The organism is Paenibacillus nuruki (assembly GCF_001721045.1).
GTDB classification, from domain to species: Bacteria; Bacillota; Bacilli; order Paenibacillales; family Paenibacillaceae; genus Saccharibacillus; species Saccharibacillus nuruki.
Map to the genome: position 1 here is coordinate 1 of NZ_MDER01000024.1, position 21,061 is coordinate 21,061.

At 38.9% G+C, this 21,061-nt stretch carries 20 protein-coding genes; 18 read left to right on the plus strand and 2 right to left on the minus strand.

What is annotated here, in order from left to right; genetic code table 11:
- Nucleotides 1-13: 13 nt before the first annotated feature.
- A complete protein-coding gene (locus tag PTI45_RS01930; protein ID WP_245703392.1) occupies nucleotides 14-1,033 on the minus strand; it encodes a tyrosine-type recombinase/integrase in 1,020 nt (339 codons plus the stop codon).
- 409 nt (nucleotides 1,034-1,442) lie between these two features.
- On the opposite strand from PTI45_RS01930, the gene PTI45_RS01935 reads away from it, so the two are divergent.
- From PTI45_RS01935 to PTI45_RS01980, 10 genes are all read left to right on the plus strand, one after another.
- The gene (locus PTI45_RS01935; protein ID WP_069325850.1) at nucleotides 1,443-2,267 is read left to right on the plus strand and encodes an ABC transporter permease; all 825 of its coding nucleotides are present in this window, start codon (nucleotides 1,443-1,445) and stop codon (nucleotides 2,265-2,267) included.
- Between the two features lie 52 nt (nucleotides 2,268-2,319).
- A complete protein-coding gene (locus PTI45_RS01940; protein WP_069325851.1) occupies nucleotides 2,320-3,402 on the plus strand; it encodes an ABC transporter ATP-binding protein in 1,083 nt (360 codons plus the stop codon).
- Between the two features lie 39 nt (nucleotides 3,403-3,441).
- Entirely contained in the window at nucleotides 3,442-4,599 is a 1,158-nt protein-coding gene (locus tag PTI45_RS01945) for an extracellular solute-binding protein (protein ID WP_069325852.1), read from the plus strand.
- A 2-nt stretch (nucleotides 4,600-4,601) separates the two neighbouring features.
- Entirely contained in the window at nucleotides 4,602-5,435 is an 834-nt protein-coding gene (locus PTI45_RS01950) for an ABC transporter permease (protein WP_069325934.1), read from the plus strand.
- A gap of 5 nt (nucleotides 5,436-5,440) precedes the next feature.
- Complete coding sequence (locus tag PTI45_RS01955; RefSeq protein ID WP_139129203.1) at nucleotides 5,441-6,793, plus strand: hypothetical protein; 1,353 nt, start codon at nucleotides 5,441-5,443, stop codon at nucleotides 6,791-6,793.
- A gap of 62 nt (nucleotides 6,794-6,855) precedes the next feature.
- Nucleotides 6,856-7,302 carry a hypothetical protein gene (locus tag PTI45_RS01960; protein WP_069325854.1) on the plus strand — a complete coding sequence of 149 codons (447 nt, stop codon included), beginning with the start codon at nucleotides 6,856-6,858 and terminating at the stop codon, nucleotides 7,300-7,302.
- A 4-nt stretch (nucleotides 7,303-7,306) separates the two neighbouring features.
- On the plus strand, nucleotides 7,307-8,392 hold the full coding sequence (locus PTI45_RS01965; RefSeq protein ID WP_069325855.1) for a CehA/McbA family metallohydrolase: 1,086 nt from the start codon (nucleotides 7,307-7,309) through the stop codon (nucleotides 8,390-8,392).
- Between the two features lie 53 nt (nucleotides 8,393-8,445).
- Nucleotides 8,446-9,159, plus strand: coding sequence for a GntR family transcriptional regulator (locus PTI45_RS01970; protein WP_069325856.1), 714 nt, complete (start codon nucleotides 8,446-8,448; stop codon nucleotides 9,157-9,159).
- Between the two features lie 321 nt (nucleotides 9,160-9,480).
- Nucleotides 9,481-11,196, plus strand: coding sequence for an ABC transporter ATP-binding protein (locus tag PTI45_RS01975; RefSeq protein ID WP_069325857.1), 1,716 nt, complete (start codon nucleotides 9,481-9,483; stop codon nucleotides 11,194-11,196).
- Nucleotides 11,197-11,422: 226 nt separating this feature from the next.
- Entirely contained in the window at nucleotides 11,423-11,980 is a 558-nt protein-coding gene (locus tag PTI45_RS01980) for a GNAT family N-acetyltransferase (protein WP_245703393.1), read from the plus strand.
- Nucleotides 11,981-12,098: 118 nt separating this feature from the next.
- Here PTI45_RS01980 and PTI45_RS01985 read toward each other — a convergent pair whose 3' ends face one another.
- The gene (locus PTI45_RS01985) at nucleotides 12,099-12,779 is read right to left on the minus strand and encodes an S-layer homology domain-containing protein (protein WP_069325859.1); all 681 of its coding nucleotides are present in this window, start codon (nucleotides 12,777-12,779) and stop codon (nucleotides 12,099-12,101) included.
- A 205-nt stretch (nucleotides 12,780-12,984) separates the two neighbouring features.
- On the opposite strand from PTI45_RS01985, the gene PTI45_RS01990 reads away from it, so the two are divergent.
- From PTI45_RS01990 to PTI45_RS02025, 8 genes are all read left to right on the plus strand, one after another.
- Nucleotides 12,985-14,064, plus strand: a complete 1,080-nt coding sequence (locus PTI45_RS01990) for a lactonase family protein (protein ID WP_069325860.1) — start codon at nucleotides 12,985-12,987, stop codon at nucleotides 14,062-14,064.
- A 236-nt stretch (nucleotides 14,065-14,300) separates the two neighbouring features.
- Nucleotides 14,301-14,576 carry a hypothetical protein gene (locus PTI45_RS01995; protein WP_371748214.1) on the plus strand — a complete coding sequence of 92 codons (276 nt, stop codon included), beginning with the start codon at nucleotides 14,301-14,303 and terminating at the stop codon, nucleotides 14,574-14,576.
- A gap of 132 nt (nucleotides 14,577-14,708) precedes the next feature.
- Entirely contained in the window at nucleotides 14,709-15,011 is a 303-nt protein-coding gene (locus tag PTI45_RS02000; protein ID WP_069325862.1) for a hypothetical protein, read from the plus strand.
- 332 nt (nucleotides 15,012-15,343) lie between these two features.
- On the plus strand, nucleotides 15,344-16,339 hold the full coding sequence (locus PTI45_RS02005) for a LacI family DNA-binding transcriptional regulator (protein WP_069325863.1): 996 nt from the start codon (nucleotides 15,344-15,346) through the stop codon (nucleotides 16,337-16,339).
- A 69-nt stretch (nucleotides 16,340-16,408) separates the two neighbouring features.
- A complete protein-coding gene (locus tag PTI45_RS02010; protein ID WP_069325864.1) occupies nucleotides 16,409-17,668 on the plus strand; it encodes a sugar ABC transporter substrate-binding protein in 1,260 nt (419 codons plus the stop codon).
- 111 nt (nucleotides 17,669-17,779) lie between these two features.
- Nucleotides 17,780-19,042, plus strand: a complete 1,263-nt coding sequence (locus PTI45_RS02015) for a sugar ABC transporter substrate-binding protein (RefSeq protein ID WP_069325865.1) — start codon at nucleotides 17,780-17,782, stop codon at nucleotides 19,040-19,042.
- A 145-nt stretch (nucleotides 19,043-19,187) separates the two neighbouring features.
- Nucleotides 19,188-20,093 (plus strand): carbohydrate ABC transporter permease, encoded by a 906-nt coding sequence (locus tag PTI45_RS02020; RefSeq protein WP_069325866.1) that lies wholly within the window; start codon nucleotides 19,188-19,190, stop codon nucleotides 20,091-20,093.
- A 51-nt stretch (nucleotides 20,094-20,144) separates the two neighbouring features.
- On the plus strand, nucleotides 20,145-20,969 hold the full coding sequence (locus tag PTI45_RS02025) for a carbohydrate ABC transporter permease (protein WP_069325867.1): 825 nt from the start codon (nucleotides 20,145-20,147) through the stop codon (nucleotides 20,967-20,969).
- Nucleotides 20,970-21,061: the final 92 nt, after the last annotated feature.

Consider the following 21,061-nt stretch of genomic DNA (forward strand, 5'->3'; position numbering starts at 1 on the left):
AAATAATTCATAGTTATTTGGAGGTCTCTAATCGATTTCTAGGATTGAATTTTGTTAATACAGCGCGCTTTCTTTTGACGGATACCTCTGTATAAATCTCGGTTGTACTCACACTAGAATGTCCCAAGATTTCTTGAACAGCTCTCAAGTCGGCTCCGTTTTCCAACAATTGAGTAGCAAAAGAATGACGGAGATAGTGGGGAGTGGCACTTTGATTGATTTTTGCCATTTCTTTATATTTACAAAAAATATCTTCAATACCGTAGATCGATAAGCCATTTCCATACTTATTTAAAAATAAGCAGTCATCTTTTGGATCAAAAGCGTCTCTTACTTTAAGCCAGTCTTGGATCTTATCAATCAGTTCTTTGCTAGATAGATAAAGTAGACGTTCTTTACGTCCTTTGCCAAATATCACAACCACTCGATTGCGTAGATCGAGATCTTTTAGGCGAATCTGTACTAATTCCCCGATACGAATACCTGTTGAAAAGAGTAAGTCGATAATGGCATCATTGCGGATACTTAATCGAGTACTGAATGCAGTTTTGAGGCGATTTCGATCATGTTCTGGAGCAGATAATAAACGTTTGATTTCATTGGTCGGTAACGTTTTAGGAATACGTTTTGCTGTTTTAAATCGTTTACCGAAATGAATTAATGGAGATTGATCGATCCAATGTTTTTGAGCTAAAAATAAGAAAAATCCTTTAAAGGATATGTATTTCCGTTTGATGGTAGAATCTTTTAATAGATTCAAGTGACTCAATGTATTGAAATACAAATAGATTTCGGCTTCAGTGACAGTTTCGATCTCATTCTCTACTAACCAATCATTGAACATGTTCAAATCAGATTGATACGCTTTGATCGATTTTGGTGATAAATTTTTTTCTATCAATAAATAATTGACATACTTTACGATATAATCGTTTAAATCCATCCGAGATACTAACAATTTCCATCCTCCAGTGTCTATACTAACTTCAATTTTTTCTGTACATTCCATATCTTTAAAATACAGATTCTCCATTATACCAAAATCAATCGCTTTAAAATGGATTGATTTATATGAATTATGATTGAGGCTTTTAATGCATGCAGATTGATTGCAATCGTTAAAGGTCTTTTTAGCATGTCTACAGACTTAAATGAGATTTACATACATAAGCATCTACTTTAAATTTACCTACTATATAAACTGTAAACCTACAAAGTAAAAACTCATCCTATTTTGTTCGTTACATATTAAATTTATAAACAGATTATTTTCAACCTTTACCAAAACCTATATTTCGACATATTTTGCGAAGATAAAAGGTTCTTATACTCAGAAGTGTTAGTGATGTAGACGTCTAAACAACTTGGAGTACTAACGCTTATAGTCATGATCGTTTTGACAGATTACATATGTGCAGATCGGGTGGAGAAAGGAATGAATTATGAAGTGGTATGTACAGGCGTTAGGTAAACGCAAAGTGGTAGAGTTTTTACTGTTGATTGTGTTCGTTGTTTTCTTTCTAGGGCCGCTGCTCAATCTATTGATTCTAGCGGTATCTGGAAAATGGCAGTATCCTGCGGCTTTACCGCAAAGCTGGTCATTGCAATGGTGGCAATTTGTTTTGAGTCAAGATGATGTATTGCAGTCGATCTCTCTGTCCTTTTTGATCGCTACTGTCGTTACGGTATGTTCGATCATTGTATGTGTGCCTGCGGCGTATGCATTTGCTCGTATTTCATTTCCGCTGAGTAAATGGTTTTTGTTTTCTTTTTTACTGACACATGCGTTTCCCAAAATGGGGCTTTACGTATCGATTGCAGTTCTATTTTACAAATTCGGGCTAATGAACACCTTTGTTGGGATTGTGCTCATTCATATGGTCAACACATTGATGTATATGACATGGATTCCGGCTTCTGCTTTTCGCAGTGTACATCAAGCGCAAGAAGAATCAGCACGTGATGTTGGAGCAGGACCACTTCGAGTATTTTGGAAAATTACGTTTCCGATGGCTTTCCCGGGTATTATGGTCGCTTCCATTTTCACTTTTCTTGCTTCCTTGGATGAAGCGCAAGGAACACTGCTAGTCGGGATTCCTGATTTTAAAACGATGCCGATTATTATGTATTCGATTATTGCAGATTATCCCAATACAACAGGTGCTGTATTTTCAGTCATTCTCACATTACCTACAGTGATCTTGCTAGTGGCGGCACGTAAGTTTGTAAGTGCTGATGTGTTGTCCGGTGGATTTCAAGTGAAATAATCGATTTGATACATGTTCTAGATGAAATAAGACATAGAGAGCAGGAGGAGCTATGAATACAACAGTAGAGTCACAATTATCGATTCGGAATTTGAGCAAAGTATTCAAAACAGGCGATGGTGTGAGAAATATTTCGCTAGATATCGCCAAAGGTGAAATGGTGACATTACTCGGCCCTTCCGGATGCGGTAAAACAACTGTTTTGCGTTCGATCGGCGGATTTTTAGAACCGGATCATGGAGATATTTTGATTCGTGGAAATAGTGTATTGAATTTGCCTCCTGAAAAAAGACCGACAGCGATGGTATTCCAAAGCTATAACTTATGGCCGCATATGACGGTGTATGAAAATCTAGCATTTGGTCTCAAAATTCGCAAATATAAAAAGCCCGATATCGAACGTGAAGTGACAGCAGCGTTGGAATTGGTGCAACTCAGTAGCGCAGCAAGCAAAAACCCTACCCAATTATCTGGTGGACAACAGCAACGAGTCGCTTTGGCTAGAGCTTTATTGTTAAAGCCCGATGTGTTATTGCTAGACGAGCCCTTTTCAGCATTGGATGCCAAGCTACGGATGGAGATGCGCGAAGAATTACGGGATATTCAGACATTAACAGAGATGACGATGGTATTTGTCACGCATGATCAGGAAGAAGCCTTGTCGATCTCAGATCGAATTGTAGTCATGCATGGCGGGCAGATTGAGCAGTTATCGACACCACAAGAGATCTATGATGCTCCGCAATCGTCATTTGTAGCTAGCTTTATCGGTCGTATCAATGTATTGAAGGGGGTGAGTGATGGACAGCATATTACAGTCGGTGAATTACGTGTACCGAATCCCAATGTAGCATTACCGATTGGAGATTGTATCGTTGCTGTCCGTCCAGAAGACATTTATCTGTCAACGCAAGCAGGGGGCTTAGAAGGTCAGATTCGTCAGGTGATGGTACTCGGTCATTATGCAGAAATATCAGTCAATTATAAAGAAGAAACGTTAAAAGTATTTGTGCCTCGCGAACAAGCAGCTACCTTACATCCAGGTCAATCCATCTCACTGATGTTTCATAAAATGAATGTTTTTCCAGCCATCAGTGTATCCGAAGTAGCACCAAGACAAGAAGCTCACGCTTAAATCATTTTAAAAGCAGTTATTTTAAAGGAGGATGTTCTTGTGTTTAACAAAGCTAAAATGAGTATGCTATTGATTCTTGGATTATGTCTAGCAATGGGGTTGGCAGGATGCGGTGGCAAATCAGCTACAGAAGCAGCAAGTGCAAGCAGTAATTCTTCTACACCATCGACAGAAATTTCATTGTATACCGGTGGTTCTCTCAATGTAAAAGAGTTATGGGAAACGTTGATTCCAGCTTTTGAACAAGCCAATCCAACGATCAAAGTAAAATTGGTCTATCTTCCTTCAGGTACAGGTGGACAATCAGCACTGGATCGATTGTTAGCTGCCAAGCAAAGTGGACAAGCCAATGTGGATGTCGATTTGTATGAAGGTAGCTTGGATGATATCTCAAAAGGCAACAAAAATGGAATCTGGGCGAAACTGGATACAACAGGTGTGCCTAATCTCAACAATATTGATGCTAGTGTACTTAAACAAGTAGATGATATGGCTGTGCCTTACCGTGCTTCTTCTGTCGTACTGGCGTATAACAGTCAAAATGTACCTAATCCTCCCAAAACAGCAGACGAGCTATACGATTGGATTCGTCAACATCCTGGTAAATTTGCCTATAACGATCCATCTACAGGTGGAGCAGGTAGTTCATTTGTAACTACAGCGATCTATAACTTTTTGCCTGCTGAAGATATGAACAGTAGTGATCCTGCTATCGCCCAGAAATGGGATCAAGGATTTAACTTATTGAAAGAACTAGGGCCTTCTATGTATCAACAAGGAGTCTATCCGAAAAAGAATCAAGGCACTCTAGATTTACTCGCTAACGGTGAAGTTGATATGGTTCCTGCATGGTCAGATATGGCGCTTGAACAGACTAGCAAGCAATTATTACCTGACACGACTAAGCTGACGCAGATTAGCCCTGCTTTTACAGGTGGTCCTTCTTACTTAATGGTTCCCGAAATGTCGACCAAAAAAGAAGCTGCTCAAAAACTGCTTGATTATGTCCTGACACCAGAAGCACAAACGATTGTGGTGAACAAAATGTATGGATACCCAGGAATTAAATGGGATCTGATGTCTAAAGAATTACAAGATAAATTTGCAAGTGTCTCCGCTTCATACCGCCAATTTAACGGTGGAGATCTTCAACAAGAGATTTACAAACGCTGGCAGACAGATGTCGCTGGTCAATGATGATGAATGCTAGTGTGAAAAAAGGGATACTAGGGCTTGCTCTAGTCATCCCTTCCTTTCTTATTTTGTTTTTTGTCGTGATTGTGCCTATTGTATATGCTATTCGAGAAAGTCTGATTGATGAAAATGGTAGTGGCTTCGGATTAGCCAATTATATTCGTTTATTCACTGAACCGACGATGCGTAAAAATATTATATATACCCTAAATGTAACGATTGTGTCTACTTTATTATCGTTAGTGATTAGTTACTCTTTAGCTGTCTATTTACGTTTTGGTCATGGTTGGGTTGTGAAATGGATTAACCGATTGTACTTTATTCCGATGTTCGTACCCGGTGTTATTGCGACTTACGGTCTGATCACGATGTATGGTAATCATGGTTGGTTGTCACGCCTACTGTTGTTGATCGGAATCGATACTTTTCCCAAAATTATCTATGATTATAACGGTTTAGTGCTTGCCAATCTGTGGTTCAATATTCCATTTGCTACGATGTTGCTTAGTTCTGCTCTGGCGGCAGTCCCTAACTCGGTAATTGAAAGCGCACGTGATGCTGGAGCGAATATAGGGCAATTATTTTTCCGCTTTGTATTACCCCTTTCATACAAAACGATGTGGGTAGCTATCACGTTTATTTTTATGGGTGTGATCGGAAGCTTTACTGCTCCTTTTCTAATCGGAGCTAATTCACCTCAAGTATTAGGTGTAGCCATGCAACAAGTCTTTTCTAATTATCAGGAGACACATACAGCAAGTGCTATGGCTGTGTTGATGTTCTTACTATGCTCTGTCATGGGGTATTTCTATATTCGAACGATGGGGAAAGAGGGATAATCGTGATGAATAAAACTCAAAGCCACTCTACCGTTATCAGTACTATACAACTGAATACATCATTAGAACGTTCACAACGTTGTTATATGCAATGCGAAGTGACTGCCAAAGGATTCGTAGAACTTCATCTGAAGGCAATGAGCAATAGTCACTGGCAACAGAAGAATCATGAATCTGCAATAGTTCGTATGTATGTGAATCAACAATATAATCAAGATTTGATTTTGTTTTATGGCAAAGAGTCTTTTGTATATACTCGCCTGATCGGGCAATTAGAAGCAGGTACGTACGAGATCGAATTAGAGTTTCGTGAGCAAGAATCACCTTCCAAAGTGAATCTTGTTTATTTGGAGCAGTGTGAATTTCACTGGATCAGTCCTGCCTCTTCATCAGCGCTCGTTTATCAGCATACTCCGATTCTGTACGGACGTAATTTGACTCATGATTATGAAAGCACATTTACAGATACACCACTGCTACTGATGTACTGGATGCAACAGAAGGAAAGTCGAACCATTATTGAATATCATATGGTTTTTAGTCATGAAGATGAAGGCACACCGTCAGGTTTATTGATGAGTAAGTGGGGCAGAACAACAGATATTGAATGGATGTATCGGGTAGAACTTGATCTTGCAGGTCATCTTCTTACAGCGACTTATCAAGGCCCTAATCACGTCACAACTGCTTTTCAAGGAAATACCGATTGTGGAGGTCTACCTATTTTGCAAGCAGCAACAGCCAACGGAAATTTTGTAGATGAAGTTCGTTCTGATTATCGGTTGATTTTGCCACCATCATATCGCTGGTATCCTGAGCAAGAACCTCGTGAGCAGATTATGAGTGATTATCCATTTACGTATCAGGTCACCAATTGGGAAATGAATCGTCAGTATATTGTAGAACGTAATCACGATGCTTCTTCATGGAAACTTGGCGATCAGCGTCAATATTTGTTTATCCAAAGCTCCAAGTTTGCTTTAGATGTCTATAATTCACGAGCAGACGTACAGCAGACTTGTCTTGATTATCAAGTACGTTTGCAGGGACAAGATGAATGGTTTTCTTCTAGCTTTGGCGATTTACGAGTAGCTGATTTTCGTGCTGCTTATCAAGGCCCTGATTTACATTTTTCGACGACCATTAAGTTGCGTTCTGGTATATACGTAGATCAGATTGCTGAGATTCGAGTCACTCTTTTACCAGAAGGGGTTAATCGTATAGGAGTGAAAGGGATCTATGCCTTTATGCTTGATCATGAATATGTACCGACTAAAGGGATTCAAGCTTCTACACAGGTCGAACTCACTTCAGATGCACCTACACAGACATTATGGAGTTGTATGACACTTATATAGAGATAAATGCGATAACATAGCGACCCAGACAGATCAGTGAATAGGAAAGGGGATATTTATACATGGAGAAATGGTTGAATGTGTCTGGTCGTATTGATTCATCCGCTACACAGACTCATATTACGTATACTTTTCCAATACTAGAACAGTCCTCAATGATTCGGATTGAGTTCAACTATACACCCAAAACATTAACAGATACCCATCAGGCCAAAGAAATGATTGAATCTGCCATGTTGAAATATGGCTATAACGATCCACAAGTGCAAGACTGGCAGAAGTATGCGCCTTTACACAATCTGATTACTCTTTCTATTGATGATCCGCAGACACATCGCGGTCAAGCTCATCGGCAAGATCCGCAACAGACACACTTTTTATCAGCAGATCATGCTTCTCCTGGATTCTGGAAAGGATTCAATCCAGTAGGGCAATGGAAAGTAACGTTAAGTATTCATTCTGTTGTTACACCTGAATGTGATTATCAGCTTGAAGTATGGGGGAACTAACAAGATGAAATGGATACCTTCTGAATTACATACCCATACACTGCATAGTGATGGACAACATACATTAGATCAACTTGTTCAATCGGCGCTAGCTCTAGGCATTGATTGCATTGCGTTAACCGATCACAATACACAATCAGGGCTACAAGATCGTCAACGTGTACAAGCAGAGACAGGTATTCATATCGTGCCCGGGATGGAATGGACAACTTTTTATGGACATATGCTTACACTCGGTATTCACGATTATGTAGATTGGCGTAGTTATGGTATTTATGATATTGAACAAGGGATAGATGAAGTACATGCACAAGGTGGACTTGTGGGGATTGCTCACCCATTTCGTATTGGTAGCCCTATCTGTACGGGTTGTTACTGGGAATATCCTATCTATAACTGGGAAAAAGTCGATTATATTGAAGTCTGGTCTACCTTAATGCCTGCTATAAAAAAGGATAGTCAGCGTGCATATGCTTGGTGGACATCTTTACTTAATGAAGGGCATCGTATTACAGCGACTAGCGGGCGGGATTGGCATCGAACAGAAGATCATGATGCACCTGCGGCTATTACGTATTTGGGCACAGAAGATGAAGATCAGTTGTGGTATTCATTAGATATCGTACAGACTTCCGATACACCGTTTACCGATCATGTAGAGTTGGAGCCTAAAGATAATTCGGTTCTTACAGCTATGCGTCAGGGAGCAGTCACGATTACGATGGGGCCACTACTTACATTTACAGCTCATGTAGTTAATCCTATCCATGATAATCATGCGAAACGGTATAGCATTGGGCAAGAAATCGATTGTCCACAAGATCAAATCTTAAAGTTAGAAATAGCATTAGATACGATCTGTCGTCAAAAACATTATCTGTTAGTGGATCAATCGTTACGCTTGGTGGTGAACAGTAATCAAGGAATATTGTTCGAACAACAGATTCCTGTACAGACAGAAGTCTATGATTGTGAATTGGTACAAGCAGAGGCATTAAGCTGGGTACGTGTAGAGTTGTATGGGTATTTTGCCGACATGTATAGCATGATTGCGTTCACGAATGCGATTTATATTACACATTCATCTTAAATATATAACTTATTGCATGTGATCATACGTATAGAAAGGATGAATTGTACAGGATGTCTGCCAAGCAGGAAACGATCAAATCCCGTATCGAGCAATGGATAACAGAACATAATGTTCATGCTGGAGACAAACTACCCTCTGAATCCAAGCTGGCGACTCAATTTAAAGTCTGCCGTACGACCGTTCGTGGAGCTATACGTAAGCTTCAAGATGAAGGGAAATTAGTTGTCAAACACGGCAGTGGAACATTTCTAACTCAGGCCCTTCAACATATCCCAAGTTCACTAGATCGATTATATAGTATAGGGGATATGATTCGTTCAGCAGGGCTTATCGAAGATCAACGATTAGCTTATATTATATTAGAAAAGTGTCCTCCTGAAGTAGCCGAACGTATGGAGTTGTCTGTGGATGAACCGATGATTGTTTTAGAACGTTCACGAATGGCTAATGGAGAAATTGTTGCACATTCGATCAATTATATGCCTGTTCAACTGGTCGGTAATACATTTGATGAAAGTGTATTTACAGGTTCTTTATTTCAACATTTAGAACAACAGGTAGGCATAGAGATTGTAGGTGCCGATTCTGAATTAACGGTTCCACTGGCTACCGATCCTCATAGTCGTAAATTACTTGTGCACCCACAATCCTCTGTTTTATTGTTAAAGCAGACTCATTATGATGAAATGAATCGCAAAATATTATATTCATATGATTATGTCCGTAGCGATATTTTTACCTTTTGGATAAGACGAACACGATAACAATTTAAAAATTAATTGATAATCATTATCAATTGCGAAAAAGAATGCTATAATAACCATCTAGATGTAGTTTTACACTACTGAGATGGTTATTTTTTGTAGATATTTTACATATATTTTGTAGATATCATACCTATATAATAAAGAAAGGAGAACTCTAGTCCAACGCTATCAACATACAAGTATTTTATTGCGTTTAGTAAGAAATCGTCTGAGTCCGTACGCATTATATACCTGTATTGATGAAGGTATACATACATTTTGAAGTCTATACAACCATAACGAACTACACATCAATGAGGAACAGAAAAGGAGACAGTAATGTTAAAACGTTTTTTTTCTTATTATCGTCCATATAGAGGACTATTTATTATCGATTTTGGTTGTGCTATTATTGCAGCTATTTTGGAGCTAGCCTTCCCACTGGCTGTAAATCGAGTGATTGACGATTTGCTTCCAGGCGGGGAATGGCGTGTGATTTTGTGGGCATGTATTGGATTGTTAGGCATATTCGTAGTCAGTTCGTTTCTGAATTACGTGGTTACCTATTGGGGACACAAACTAGGTATTAATATTGAGACCGATATGCGTAAAAAGCTGTTTGACCATGTGCAGCGGTTACCATTTCGCTTTTTCGATAATGCGAAGACAGGGCATCTGGTATCACGTATGACCAATGATCTGATGGATATTGGAGAGATTGCTCATCATGGGCCAGAAGATTTGTTTATCGCTGTGATGACACTTGTTGGTGCATTTGCTTTGATGGCTAGTATTAATATGGATCTGGCGATTTTGACGTTTGTGGTAGTGCCTTTGATGATTTATTTATCGCTCTTTTTTGGACGCAAAATGTCAGTTGCTTTCCGGCGTATGTTTGGAGATATAGCTGATTTTAATGCCCGTGTTGAAAATAACGTAACAGGTATGCGTGTAGTCCAAGCTTTTGCTAATGAAGATCATGAGATTAGTCAATTTGCAATCAATAATGGACGTTTTCGTCGTACCAAGCTTGTCGCTTATCGGATTATGGCATGGAACTCGTCGATTAGTTATATTTTGATGAAATTTGTATCGATCTTTGTGCTTGTTTGTGGAACATGGTTTGTTATTGAAAAAGGTATGAGTTACGGTGATTTTATTGCATTTGTTCTATTGTCGAATGTATTTCTAGCGCCGATCAAGCAATTGAATTCAGTGATTGAGACGTATCCTAAAGGAATAGCTGGATTCCGTCGTTTTGAAGAATTGCTAAATACCGATACAGAAATTCATGATCTACCTGATGCCAAAGAAGTGAGTGGGCTGAAAGGCAATATCACCTACAACAATGTATGCTTTGGATATGAAGGTAAAGATTATATTTTGAAAGGAATCGATCTTCAGATTCGTGAAGGAGAGACAGTTGCTCTTGTAGGTCCTTCAGGTGCAGGGAAAACAACGATTTGTAGCTTGTTACCACGATTTTATGATATTGCCGAAGGGGAAGTGACGATTGATGGTATTGATATTCGTCAGATGACCTTATCATCGTTACGTTCACAGATTGGTGTGGTACAACAAGAAGTATTTTTATTTGATGGTACTATTCGTGAAAATATCGCTTATGGCAAACTTGGAGCGACTGAAGAAGAAATATGGACAGCCGCACGTCAAGCACAGCTTGAAGAAGTGATTACTTCCTATGAAGAAGGCATGGATACGATTATAGGTGAACGTGGTGTGAAGCTATCTGGTGGTCAAAAACAACGTCTATCGATTGCTCGCATGTTCCTCAAAAATCCACCGATTTTGATTCTAGATGAAGCGACATCTGCATTGGATACCGAGACAGAAGCCGCAATTCAGCAATCGCTCAATGAATTGTCGCAAGGTAGAACGACTTTGATTATCGCCCATCGTCTAGCAACGATCAAAAATGCAGATCGTATTATTGTAGTGACCAAAGAAGGTATCGCCGAACAAGGTGCTCATGATGAACTGATTCAAGCGGGTGGAGCATATAGTCGTCTGCATGCCGCTCAATTTGGTACGTAAAAGGTAGTGAAGTAAAACTATGATGTAGCTCAGTCTATACAATCCTCAAGCCAGTGTCTTTATTCAGAACAGATTGTTCTTGAGATCGATACTGGTTTTTGATGGGTCTGTTGAACACAATCTACAGCGGCTACAATAGACGACTCTAATAAATAACTGATGGTTTACGTAGAACAGAAATAAGAATTGTTTTATGATACATACAACAAAGGAGGAGGAATATTTTATGCAATCAGAAATTTATTTAAAGCCACTTACACTGACGCATGCTGATTCATTATTGCAGTTACGTCATCGCAATCGAGATTATTTAAAAACATATGAGCCTATTCGTCCGGAATCGTATTGGACACTTGAAGTTCAGCAAGAAATGCTAATCAACGGGGAACTGAATTTTGAAGCAGGTCAAGGATATGTATTTGGTATATTTCAATCTGTTCATGATCAATTGATAGGACGAATCGAGATTAGTGGAATTGCTCGTGGCCCTTTTCAAAATGGAAATATCGGTTATTTTGTAGATCAAGATCATCATGGCAAAGGGTATGCTTCGATGGCTGTTCAACAGTGTTTACAGTTCGCTTTTACCGAAGGACAACTTCATCGGTTACAAGCAGGTGTAATGCCATGGAATACGCCGTCATTACGTGTTTTGGAAAAGTCAGGATTTCGCCGTGAAGGACTAGCTGAGCGTTACTTACATATTAATGGCAACTGGGAAGATCATGCTTTGTATGCGATCACGATAGAAGATTGGCAACGTCTGAATCTTAATTACAAATGAAACAAAAACTCCTTTGACAATGAGCACTTCTAAGCTCAATATCAAAGGAGTTTGATTTAACTAGTTAGCTAATTGAAACGTATAAAAATATTCTTATTCGATCATATCATTTACTATATTATTCTATTGTCCCTACATTGCCCAGCTTGCCTGTGAGTTCAATCGCATTGTACAACATAACTGCGGCTTCGGCACGGGTAATAGGTTCATCGGGATAAAATTTGTTTTTGGAATCAAGTGTAGCAATTTCTCTGTGAATAACTTGTTGTAGCATTTGCTGATCCATTGCAGTTAACGAATTATCGTCTGCTATTTCTTCGTTGGCAGTCGCCGAAGCAATATTGTTACCACCCGATTCATTAATATCAGGATCGACTTGTTCTACCGCTTGCCAGAGCAAGGTAGCAAATTGACCACGCGTCATCGCAGCAGTTACATCTACATCTGCGGGAATATCGAGTCCATTGAGATAAGCGACAATCATATCATTGCTATACCATGCCTCATTACTGATACGTGTATAGTAATCACTAGCTTCCGGCTTTTTGATAAATCGCATATTATCGAGATTAAGATCAAGCCCTTTAACAAGTGCGCTTACACCTTGTGCGGTATTTAATGCACGTTCTGGCGCATATTTCGTATCAGTCATGCCTGTCAAAATATGATACTCATCCAAATATTCAATCTTCTTTTTGTCTAATGTGTTATCCAGATCATCGAAAGCGGCAAAAGCTTGGCTACCTGAAGCAAATAATAAAACACCTGCAAGCCCTACTAACCATTTACGAACTATCATTGAACTCACCCCTGCTTAGATAGATTGGAATGCTTAGACTTTACAAAAGTTGGATTATATTTAGTGTAACTGACAGTTGAATATAAATCTATATGATGATTCCGATCACGAACTTTGATTTTTTGTGCAGAAGGCGTTACCTTATATAGAGGAACTTTTGTTCATCCGTCATAAATAACATATAAATAGAGTGGAGGAATCACACATGAACAATCAAAATGAACGCTTGCTTGTATTTGCAGGCTCTTATGCAGAATCAACAGATAACGGGTTATATGTATATAGTTTGGACGAAGCAACCGGTGAATTGACTCAGACTGATGCTTTTATGGGACTTAAAAATCCTACATTTGTAAATGTCGATGCTACCGCAGGTCGATTATATGCTATCGGTGAAGCTGCTTATTCTGATGGCACTAAAATTGGTGAAGCTTCTTCGTTTGCGATTGATCCAGCGAAAGGAAGTCTTCATTTATTAAATCGTCTAAATACTGTAGGTGCACCTACATGCCATATTCAGCGCTCAGCAGATAGTAAGTACTTGAGCGTAACCAGTTATCATGGAGGAATGGTAGGATTGTTTGCGATTCGTGAAGATGGTCAGATTGGTGAATCGTTAGATGTACAACAACATCAAGGACATAGCGTACATCCGAATCAAGATCGTCCACATCCACATTCTTCATTCTACGATCCTACAGGAAAATACTTATTGGTTCAGGACTTGGGCTTAGATCGCATTTATACTTATGCACTAAATGAAGAAGAAGGTAAGTTAGAGCGTGTAGCAGAGCAAGTGACTGCACCTGGTGCAGGGCCTCGCCATCTTGTTTTCCATCCGAACGGAAAATATGCGTTTGTGATTAATGAACTTAATTCAACGGTTACAGCTTATCAGTATGATGGAAGTAACGGTACATTAAGCGAAATTCATAGTATTTCTACATTACCAGCAGATTATGATGGTGAAAATGGTTGTGCTGAGATTACAATTTCCAAAGATGGTCGCTTTGTCTATGGATCAAATCGTGGACATGACAGTATTGTTCAATATGAAGTTAATCAGGCGACAGGAGAGCTTACGTTAGTACAACATGTATCGACTGAAGGCGGTCATCCAAGACACTTCTCTTTAACACCTAATGGTAACTATGTATTAGCGGCTAATCGTGATGGTAATAATATCGTTACATTTGCAGTAGATGCTGAAAGTGGTAAATTAACATACACAGGTAAAAGTATAGAAGTTTCCAAACCTGTATGTGTATGGTCTGTATACATGTAATTGCATTGCATCTTGATTAAATAGAATTCTATTTACATCATAATATCGATCAGAAAATCGTGTCTTCTAGTTGCTGGATAGCATTCTAGGTAGACACGATTTTTTGCTGTGAATCATATCTTCTTTTGGCGAGAATAGTCAGTGAAATGTTTCAATTTTGCGTATAGAGGTAAAGTACAGTAACTGCTATTCTTTCTATACTATAGACGATTCAGATATAGCCAAAGGAGAGATCAATGATGACTGAGCCAAGAAAAAACGATAAAATTGAAGAACAACAAGGCAAGCGTGATCATCCAGAACATTATCCTACTGAAAACGAAAGTTTGTTTGACCGTTTTGAGTCGGAACAGAATGTAGATCCTATGCCTATGGAAGATTTAAATATGGAGAAAAAAGAAGAAAAAGATAAAGATGCGACGAAATCTTCGTCTTCGAGTGAAAATGCTTATCCAGAAGGTATGGCTAAACGTTTAGAAGAACAACAAAAAGAAAAAGAGAACAATAAGTAAATCTACTTTAATAAATACACGATTTTCTAAATAAAGCAATTGATCAGCTGCTAGTTATAGGGTTGATCTTTTTTGCTACACAGATGTTGTAACACATAAATAGAGAGATTGTACTGAGGAAAGGTGAAGAGGATGGCATTTGGTATAGATCGATCCCAGTTAAATGATTGGAAACAACAGGTAAGTAATGGACAAATTGCTTTTTTGACTCACTATTGGATCGATAATCGATTCCCCAATATGCGTACAGTAACCAAAGTCGGTTGTGCTGATATTGAGAAATTGCAAAAATGGTGCAAAGACCATCAGTTAAACCCTCGGTATATCCATTTTCGTGATCGTTATCCTCATTTTGATTTGTTTGGAGTAGAGCAATTACGTATTTTGAGAGAAGAAGGACTTCAAGATCATATCGATCGCTTTAGAATTCGTTAACCTACATCTTGTATAACCCGCGATTCACAACACTACATTCGACAAAATAACAAAAAAATTTTAAAAGGTATTGAAATCGGTTACAAGCAGATATATAATAAGCGTGTAGAAACGTTTCGACAAAATGGTATAAAACAATACATTATTCATTTTATGCAGAATACACTATAAATTAGTGAATAAAGCGCATAAAATTAGCTATTTTAGCTAAAAATCCATAAAAATCCATTTTTTATATCTACATTTAAGGTGTTGGTAGAAAAGGGTAAATCATTTTTTTATGATTTTATCGAAACGTTTCGATTAGCAAATTAACACCAGGGGGGAAGTCAATGGGAGCAACGATCAAGGATGTAGCCGCTTTAGCGGGTGTCGCAGTATCGACTGCGTCCTATGCGCTAAATGGAATCGGAAGAGTTAGTCCTAAAACACGCGATAAAGTGATTGTTGCTGCTAAACAGTTGAATTATCAGAAGAATGGGATTGCTTCTGATCTTAAGCGTTCCAAAACAAATACGATTGCTCTACTGTTAAGCGATCTATCCGGTCCGTATTACTCTAGATTGATCAAAGGCGTGCAAGAAGTGAGCCTGAACAATGGATATGACTTGATTGCTTGTAGCTCAATTGGTGGAGAATCATCAACAGCTGTGAAGTTTATCAAAGAGAAAAGAGTAGATGGAGCGATTATCCTTGCTCACAATATTCCAGATCGTACGATTTTGGAATCGGCTCGTGAAGGATTCCCGATTGTTATGTTAGATCGAAGGTTAGAGCATGAAAGTGTTTGTTATGTTGAAGCAGATAATGAAAAAGGTGGCATTTTAGCTACTGAGCATCTGATCGAAGCAGGACATCGCAAAATTGCTTATGTATCCGGTCCGGCAAGCAGTAAGCACAACAAAGACCGCTATAACGGCTTTGTACAAGCGATGAATAAGCATGGCTTAACGATTGAACCACGCTGGAATCTGATCGGCAATTTCACAGAAGAAGGCGGTTATCGTGCAGTCAAATTAATGATTGCGCAAGGAGAAATTCCAGAGGCTGTATTTTTTGCAAATGATGAGATGGCATTAGGAGGCATTACGGCTTTGAATGAAGCTGGAATTGTTGTTCCTGATGATATATCGGTTATCGGTTTTGATGATATTGTGCAAGCCCGATTTTTGACACCGTCTTTGACTACAGTAAGACAGCCAGATTATGAAGTAGGGGCATTAGCTGTACATCTGATTTTTCAGATTTTAAAAGGAGAGACTGTAAGTCCGCAATACAAACTGGATACTGAGTTAGTTTCCCGGGGGACTGTACGAGCTCCTTTATAAGTTACATCTGATTCATCACAAGCAAGATGGATTGTAAGCATTTTCTATAATAATAAAGAGGTGAATTGAATGACAAAAACATGGAAAACCGTTGTAGCTTGTATGTTGATCTTTTCTCTGATCTTGTCAGCATGTGGCAACAAAGAAGAAGCAGCGGCAACAACAGCAGATGGCAAACGTGTATTGAAAGTATGGGGGATGGGTGCAGAGGGAACAGCACTTGCTAAGATCGTACCTGATTTTGAAAAAGCTAACCCGGATATCAAAGTCGAAGTGCAAGCGATTCCTTGGGATAATGCCCATGACAAATTGCTAACTGCGGTCGCTTCCAAAAAAGGTCCTGATGTTGTGCAAATGGGACTGGGTTGGATTCCTGAATTTGCAGATGCTGGAGCATTGCTAGATTTATCTTCTTACACAGAGAAATATCCAAATCTGAAAGTAGATAACTTCTTCAAAGGTGCTCAACAAACAATGACCTACAACGATCAATTGGTTGGTATTCCATGGTATATCGATACTCGCGTATTGTTCTACCGTGCAGACTTGCTAAAACAAGTTGGTTATAACGAACCACCAAAAACGTGGGCTGAATTGAAAGATGCAGCAACAAAATTGGCAGCTAGAGGCAATGGTAACTATGGTATTTTGCTAGATAGCCAGGATCAAGTATTTACACTTCCGTTTGCTTGGGAAAATGGTAGTGAAGTGATTAGTAGTGACAACAAAGCTCAATTTAATCAACCGCAATATGTAGAGGCTGTTAAATACTTGAGTAGCTTCTTTACTGAAAAACTAGCACCTTCTCAAGTCGATTTGAAACTTCTACCATCATTTGGTGAAGGTATTATCCCTATGTTTATCAGTGGACCATGGTCTGTACAACAGATCAAAGATGAATTGCCTGATCTAAAAGACGATCAATGGGGTACGGTTACGATTCCAGCTAAAGATGAAAACGGTAAAAGTGCTTCTATCTTAGGTGGATCTAGTCTATCGGTATTCAGCAGTGCAGCAAATAAAGACGATGGAGCTAAATTTATTTCGTACATGAATGAACCATCTGTACAAGTGAAATGGTATGAATTGACCAAAGATTTACCTTCTACAACCAAAGCATGGGAAGACAAATCACTTGCTTCTAACAAAGATATTCAAACGTTCCGTACACAAATGGATACAGCACGTCCAGCTCCATTCGTAAAACCTTGGGAAAGTATTGCTGATCTAATCAAAGCAGCGATGCAAGAAATTACAATCGGTGGCGCTGACGTTCAAGAACAAATGGATCAGGTGAACAGCCAGGCTGATGATTTATTGGCCAACTAATCTCATGATATCCACAGGGCAGAGGTGCTGCCCGATACATGTTTTACAAGTTCGTGTAGTATCCTTTGCCAAAGATTCATATGCCTTTACTAAATAAACGGGGTGAAATGAATGTTTAAAATGTGGAAATCAATGTTGGTATTGTTACTGATCAGTTCTTTAGTATTAGCTGCTTGTGGAAATAAAGAAGAAGCAGGCGTGACCACAACTTCAGATGGTAAACGTGTATTGAAAGTATGGGGAATGGGTGGAGAAGATAATGCTATTTCGACACTGATCCCTGCTTTTGAAAAAAAATATCCAGACATTAAAGTAGAAACTCAGTTTATTCCATGGGATAACGCTCATGATAAATTGCTAACTGCGGTCGCTTCCAAAAAAGGACCGGATGTTATCCAAATGGGTACCACATGGATTCCAGAATTTGCTGAAGCCGGAGCATTGCTTGATCTGACTCCATACACAGAAGAATTTCCTAATCTCAAACCAGAGAACTTTTTCAAAGGTGCTCAAGAAACCATGACGGTTAATGATCAATTAGTCGGTATTCCATGGTACTTGGAGACTCGCGTACTGTTCTATCGTACAGATTTGTTGAAACAAGTAGGTTATAACGAAGCTCCTAAGAGTTGGGCTGAACTGAAAGATGCCGCTACCAAATTAACAGATAAAAGCAAAGGAAGATACGGTATTTTGTTAGATACTCAGGATGCAGCGTTCACCTTGCCTTATGCTTGGGAAAATGGCAGTGAAGTCATCAGTAGTGATAACAAAGCACAGTTCAATCAACCTGCTTATATCGAAACGATTGAGTATTTGACTAGCTTCTTTAAAGAAGGATTAACACCTAACGAGAGCGATATCAAATTATTACCTTCATTTGGTCAAGGCTTAATTCCAATGTTCGTGAGTGGTCCGTGGTCTGCGAATCAGATCAAAACAGATCTACCTGATCTGAAATCAGATCAATGGGCAACAGCTGTAATTCCTCCAAAAGAAGAAGGTGGCAAAAGCGCTTCTATTTTAGGTGGATCTAACTGGAGTGTATTCAGTAGTGCAGCCAACAAAGATGATGCTGCTAAATTTATTGCTTTCATGAGTGATCCTGAAACACAAGTTGCTAAGTATAAACATGATCAGGATCTACCTGCCAACATGAAAGCTTGGGATAACGAAGTCTTTAACAATAAACCTATTGTTCAAACATTCCGTGACCAACTCGATACAGCACGCCCATCTCCATTTGTGAAATCATGGGAATCGATCGGTGATCTGATCAAAGCCGCTCTACAACAAATTACGATTGGTGGAGCAGATATCAAAGAACAGATGGAAGAAGTAAACACAGGCGCAGATAGTCTACTCGCAGAATAAGCACTTGCCAAAACTATTTTTAAAATATTTACATTAGCTATTGTTCTCATCCGATTCCAGTTTAGATGAAATGATCTACGGTGAATCTGGATGAGATCGATAGTACACCAGAACGTCAAAACTTCTGTGAAGGAGGGAATCCAATATGCAAAACGCTTTGCAAAAATTAAACAAATATAAATATCCGTATTTGTTTATTGCACCCACGCTAATTATTTTGTTTTTGTTTTCATTTATTCCTATCTTTATCGCTATTTTCATCAGTTTTACCAACATGAACTTATCGGGATTGGCTGACTTCTCGAATATCAAATTTAATGGATTTGATAACTTTGTTCGATTGTTCTCGGATGCAACATTCCAGAAGTCGATGTTCAATACTCTTATTTTTGTAGTCGTTGGTGTTCCTTCAGTTGTTCTTATTTCGATGGCCATTGCGATTTTGATTAATCAGGGTACCAGTTGGCTTTTCAAATCTTTCCGAGTGATTTACTACATGCCTTCAATTACAAATATCGTAGCTGTAGCTGTAATCTGGGGATATTTGTATAACTCTCAATATGGTCTCATTAATCAGATGTTAGGCTTTATCGGGATCGATCCTGTCAGTTGGTTACAAGATCCTGTTATTGCTAAGTTCTCACTGATTATTATGGCAGTGTGGAAAGCGATCGGTCTGAATATGATCATTTTCTTAGCAGCGTTACAAGGGATTCCGCGTACGTACTATGAAGCTGCTCAGATTGATGGAGCAAGCCGTTGGGAACAGTTGACTAAGATTACGGTTCCTTTGCTCAGCTTTGCTACTTTTTTCGTATCGATTACAACACTAATCGGCTGGATTCAATTTTTTGAAGAGCCGCTTGTTATGACCAAAGGTGGTCCAATTAACAGCACGATGTCTATGGCATTATTTATCTACAACACAGGGTTCCAACGCAATAACTTTGGTTATGCAGCAGCAGGTTCTATTGTTCTATTTGCAATTATTATTCTTGTAACAATGATCCAGTTCAAAGTACGTAAAAAAGACAGCGATGTAGAATACTAAGTTCTGTAGTCAGCTTAATAAACAGAACAAAGTATGAAGGGAGGTTCCAAAATGGATATTCAAGTCAAACCGGTCTACAAAACGATAGTGATTACGCTGCTACTTCTTGGGAGTATAGCGATGTGTATCCCTTTTGTATGGATGATTCTTGCATCCTTCAAACCAGAAAGTGAAGTTGTAGCCTTAACACCGAAGTTCTGGCCACAACAAGCTACGCTTGAGAACTATGTACGTCTATTTACAGAGATGAGATTTGCGACCTATTTGTGGAACACATTAGTTATCGTATTTTTCTCCTTTATCGGTTTATTTTTAAATGCGGCAGCAGGGTATGCATTTGCTAAGTTCGAATTCCCGGGTCGTAATGTTCTCTACTATCTTGTATTAGGAACAATGATGATTCCTTCTCAAGTTACAATGATTCCAGTCTATCTATTGCTGAATCAGATGAACCTAACGAATACAATGGCAGGTATTGTTTTGCCAGGTATGGTTAATGCGTTTGGTATTTTCTTATTCCGTCAATTTATGACAACCATTCCGGCTGACTTGATCGAAGCAGCACGATTGGATGGAGCAAGTGAATTACGTACATTCTTCCAATTGGTAATTCCGATTGCGAAGCCAATCTTTGCAGTACAAGGGATCTTAACCTTTATCGGCGGATGGAACAGTTTCTTGTGGCCGTTGATTATTGCCAATGATGAAAATCTATACACGTTATCAGTTGGATTATCATTATTGAAAGGTCAATATGGTGGTGACTTTGCTATTCAGATGGCAGGTGCTTCATTCATGGTTGTACCGATTGTTATTCTGTTTATCTTTATGCAGCGTCATATTATCGAAGGATACACCATTTCAGGTATGAAGTAATTTCATACCTGAATCATGATTACAATGCTGTAGCAGCACAAGAGACAATTCGTTCTACGAGAACGTATTTTGGATAGAAGAATACAAGTTTA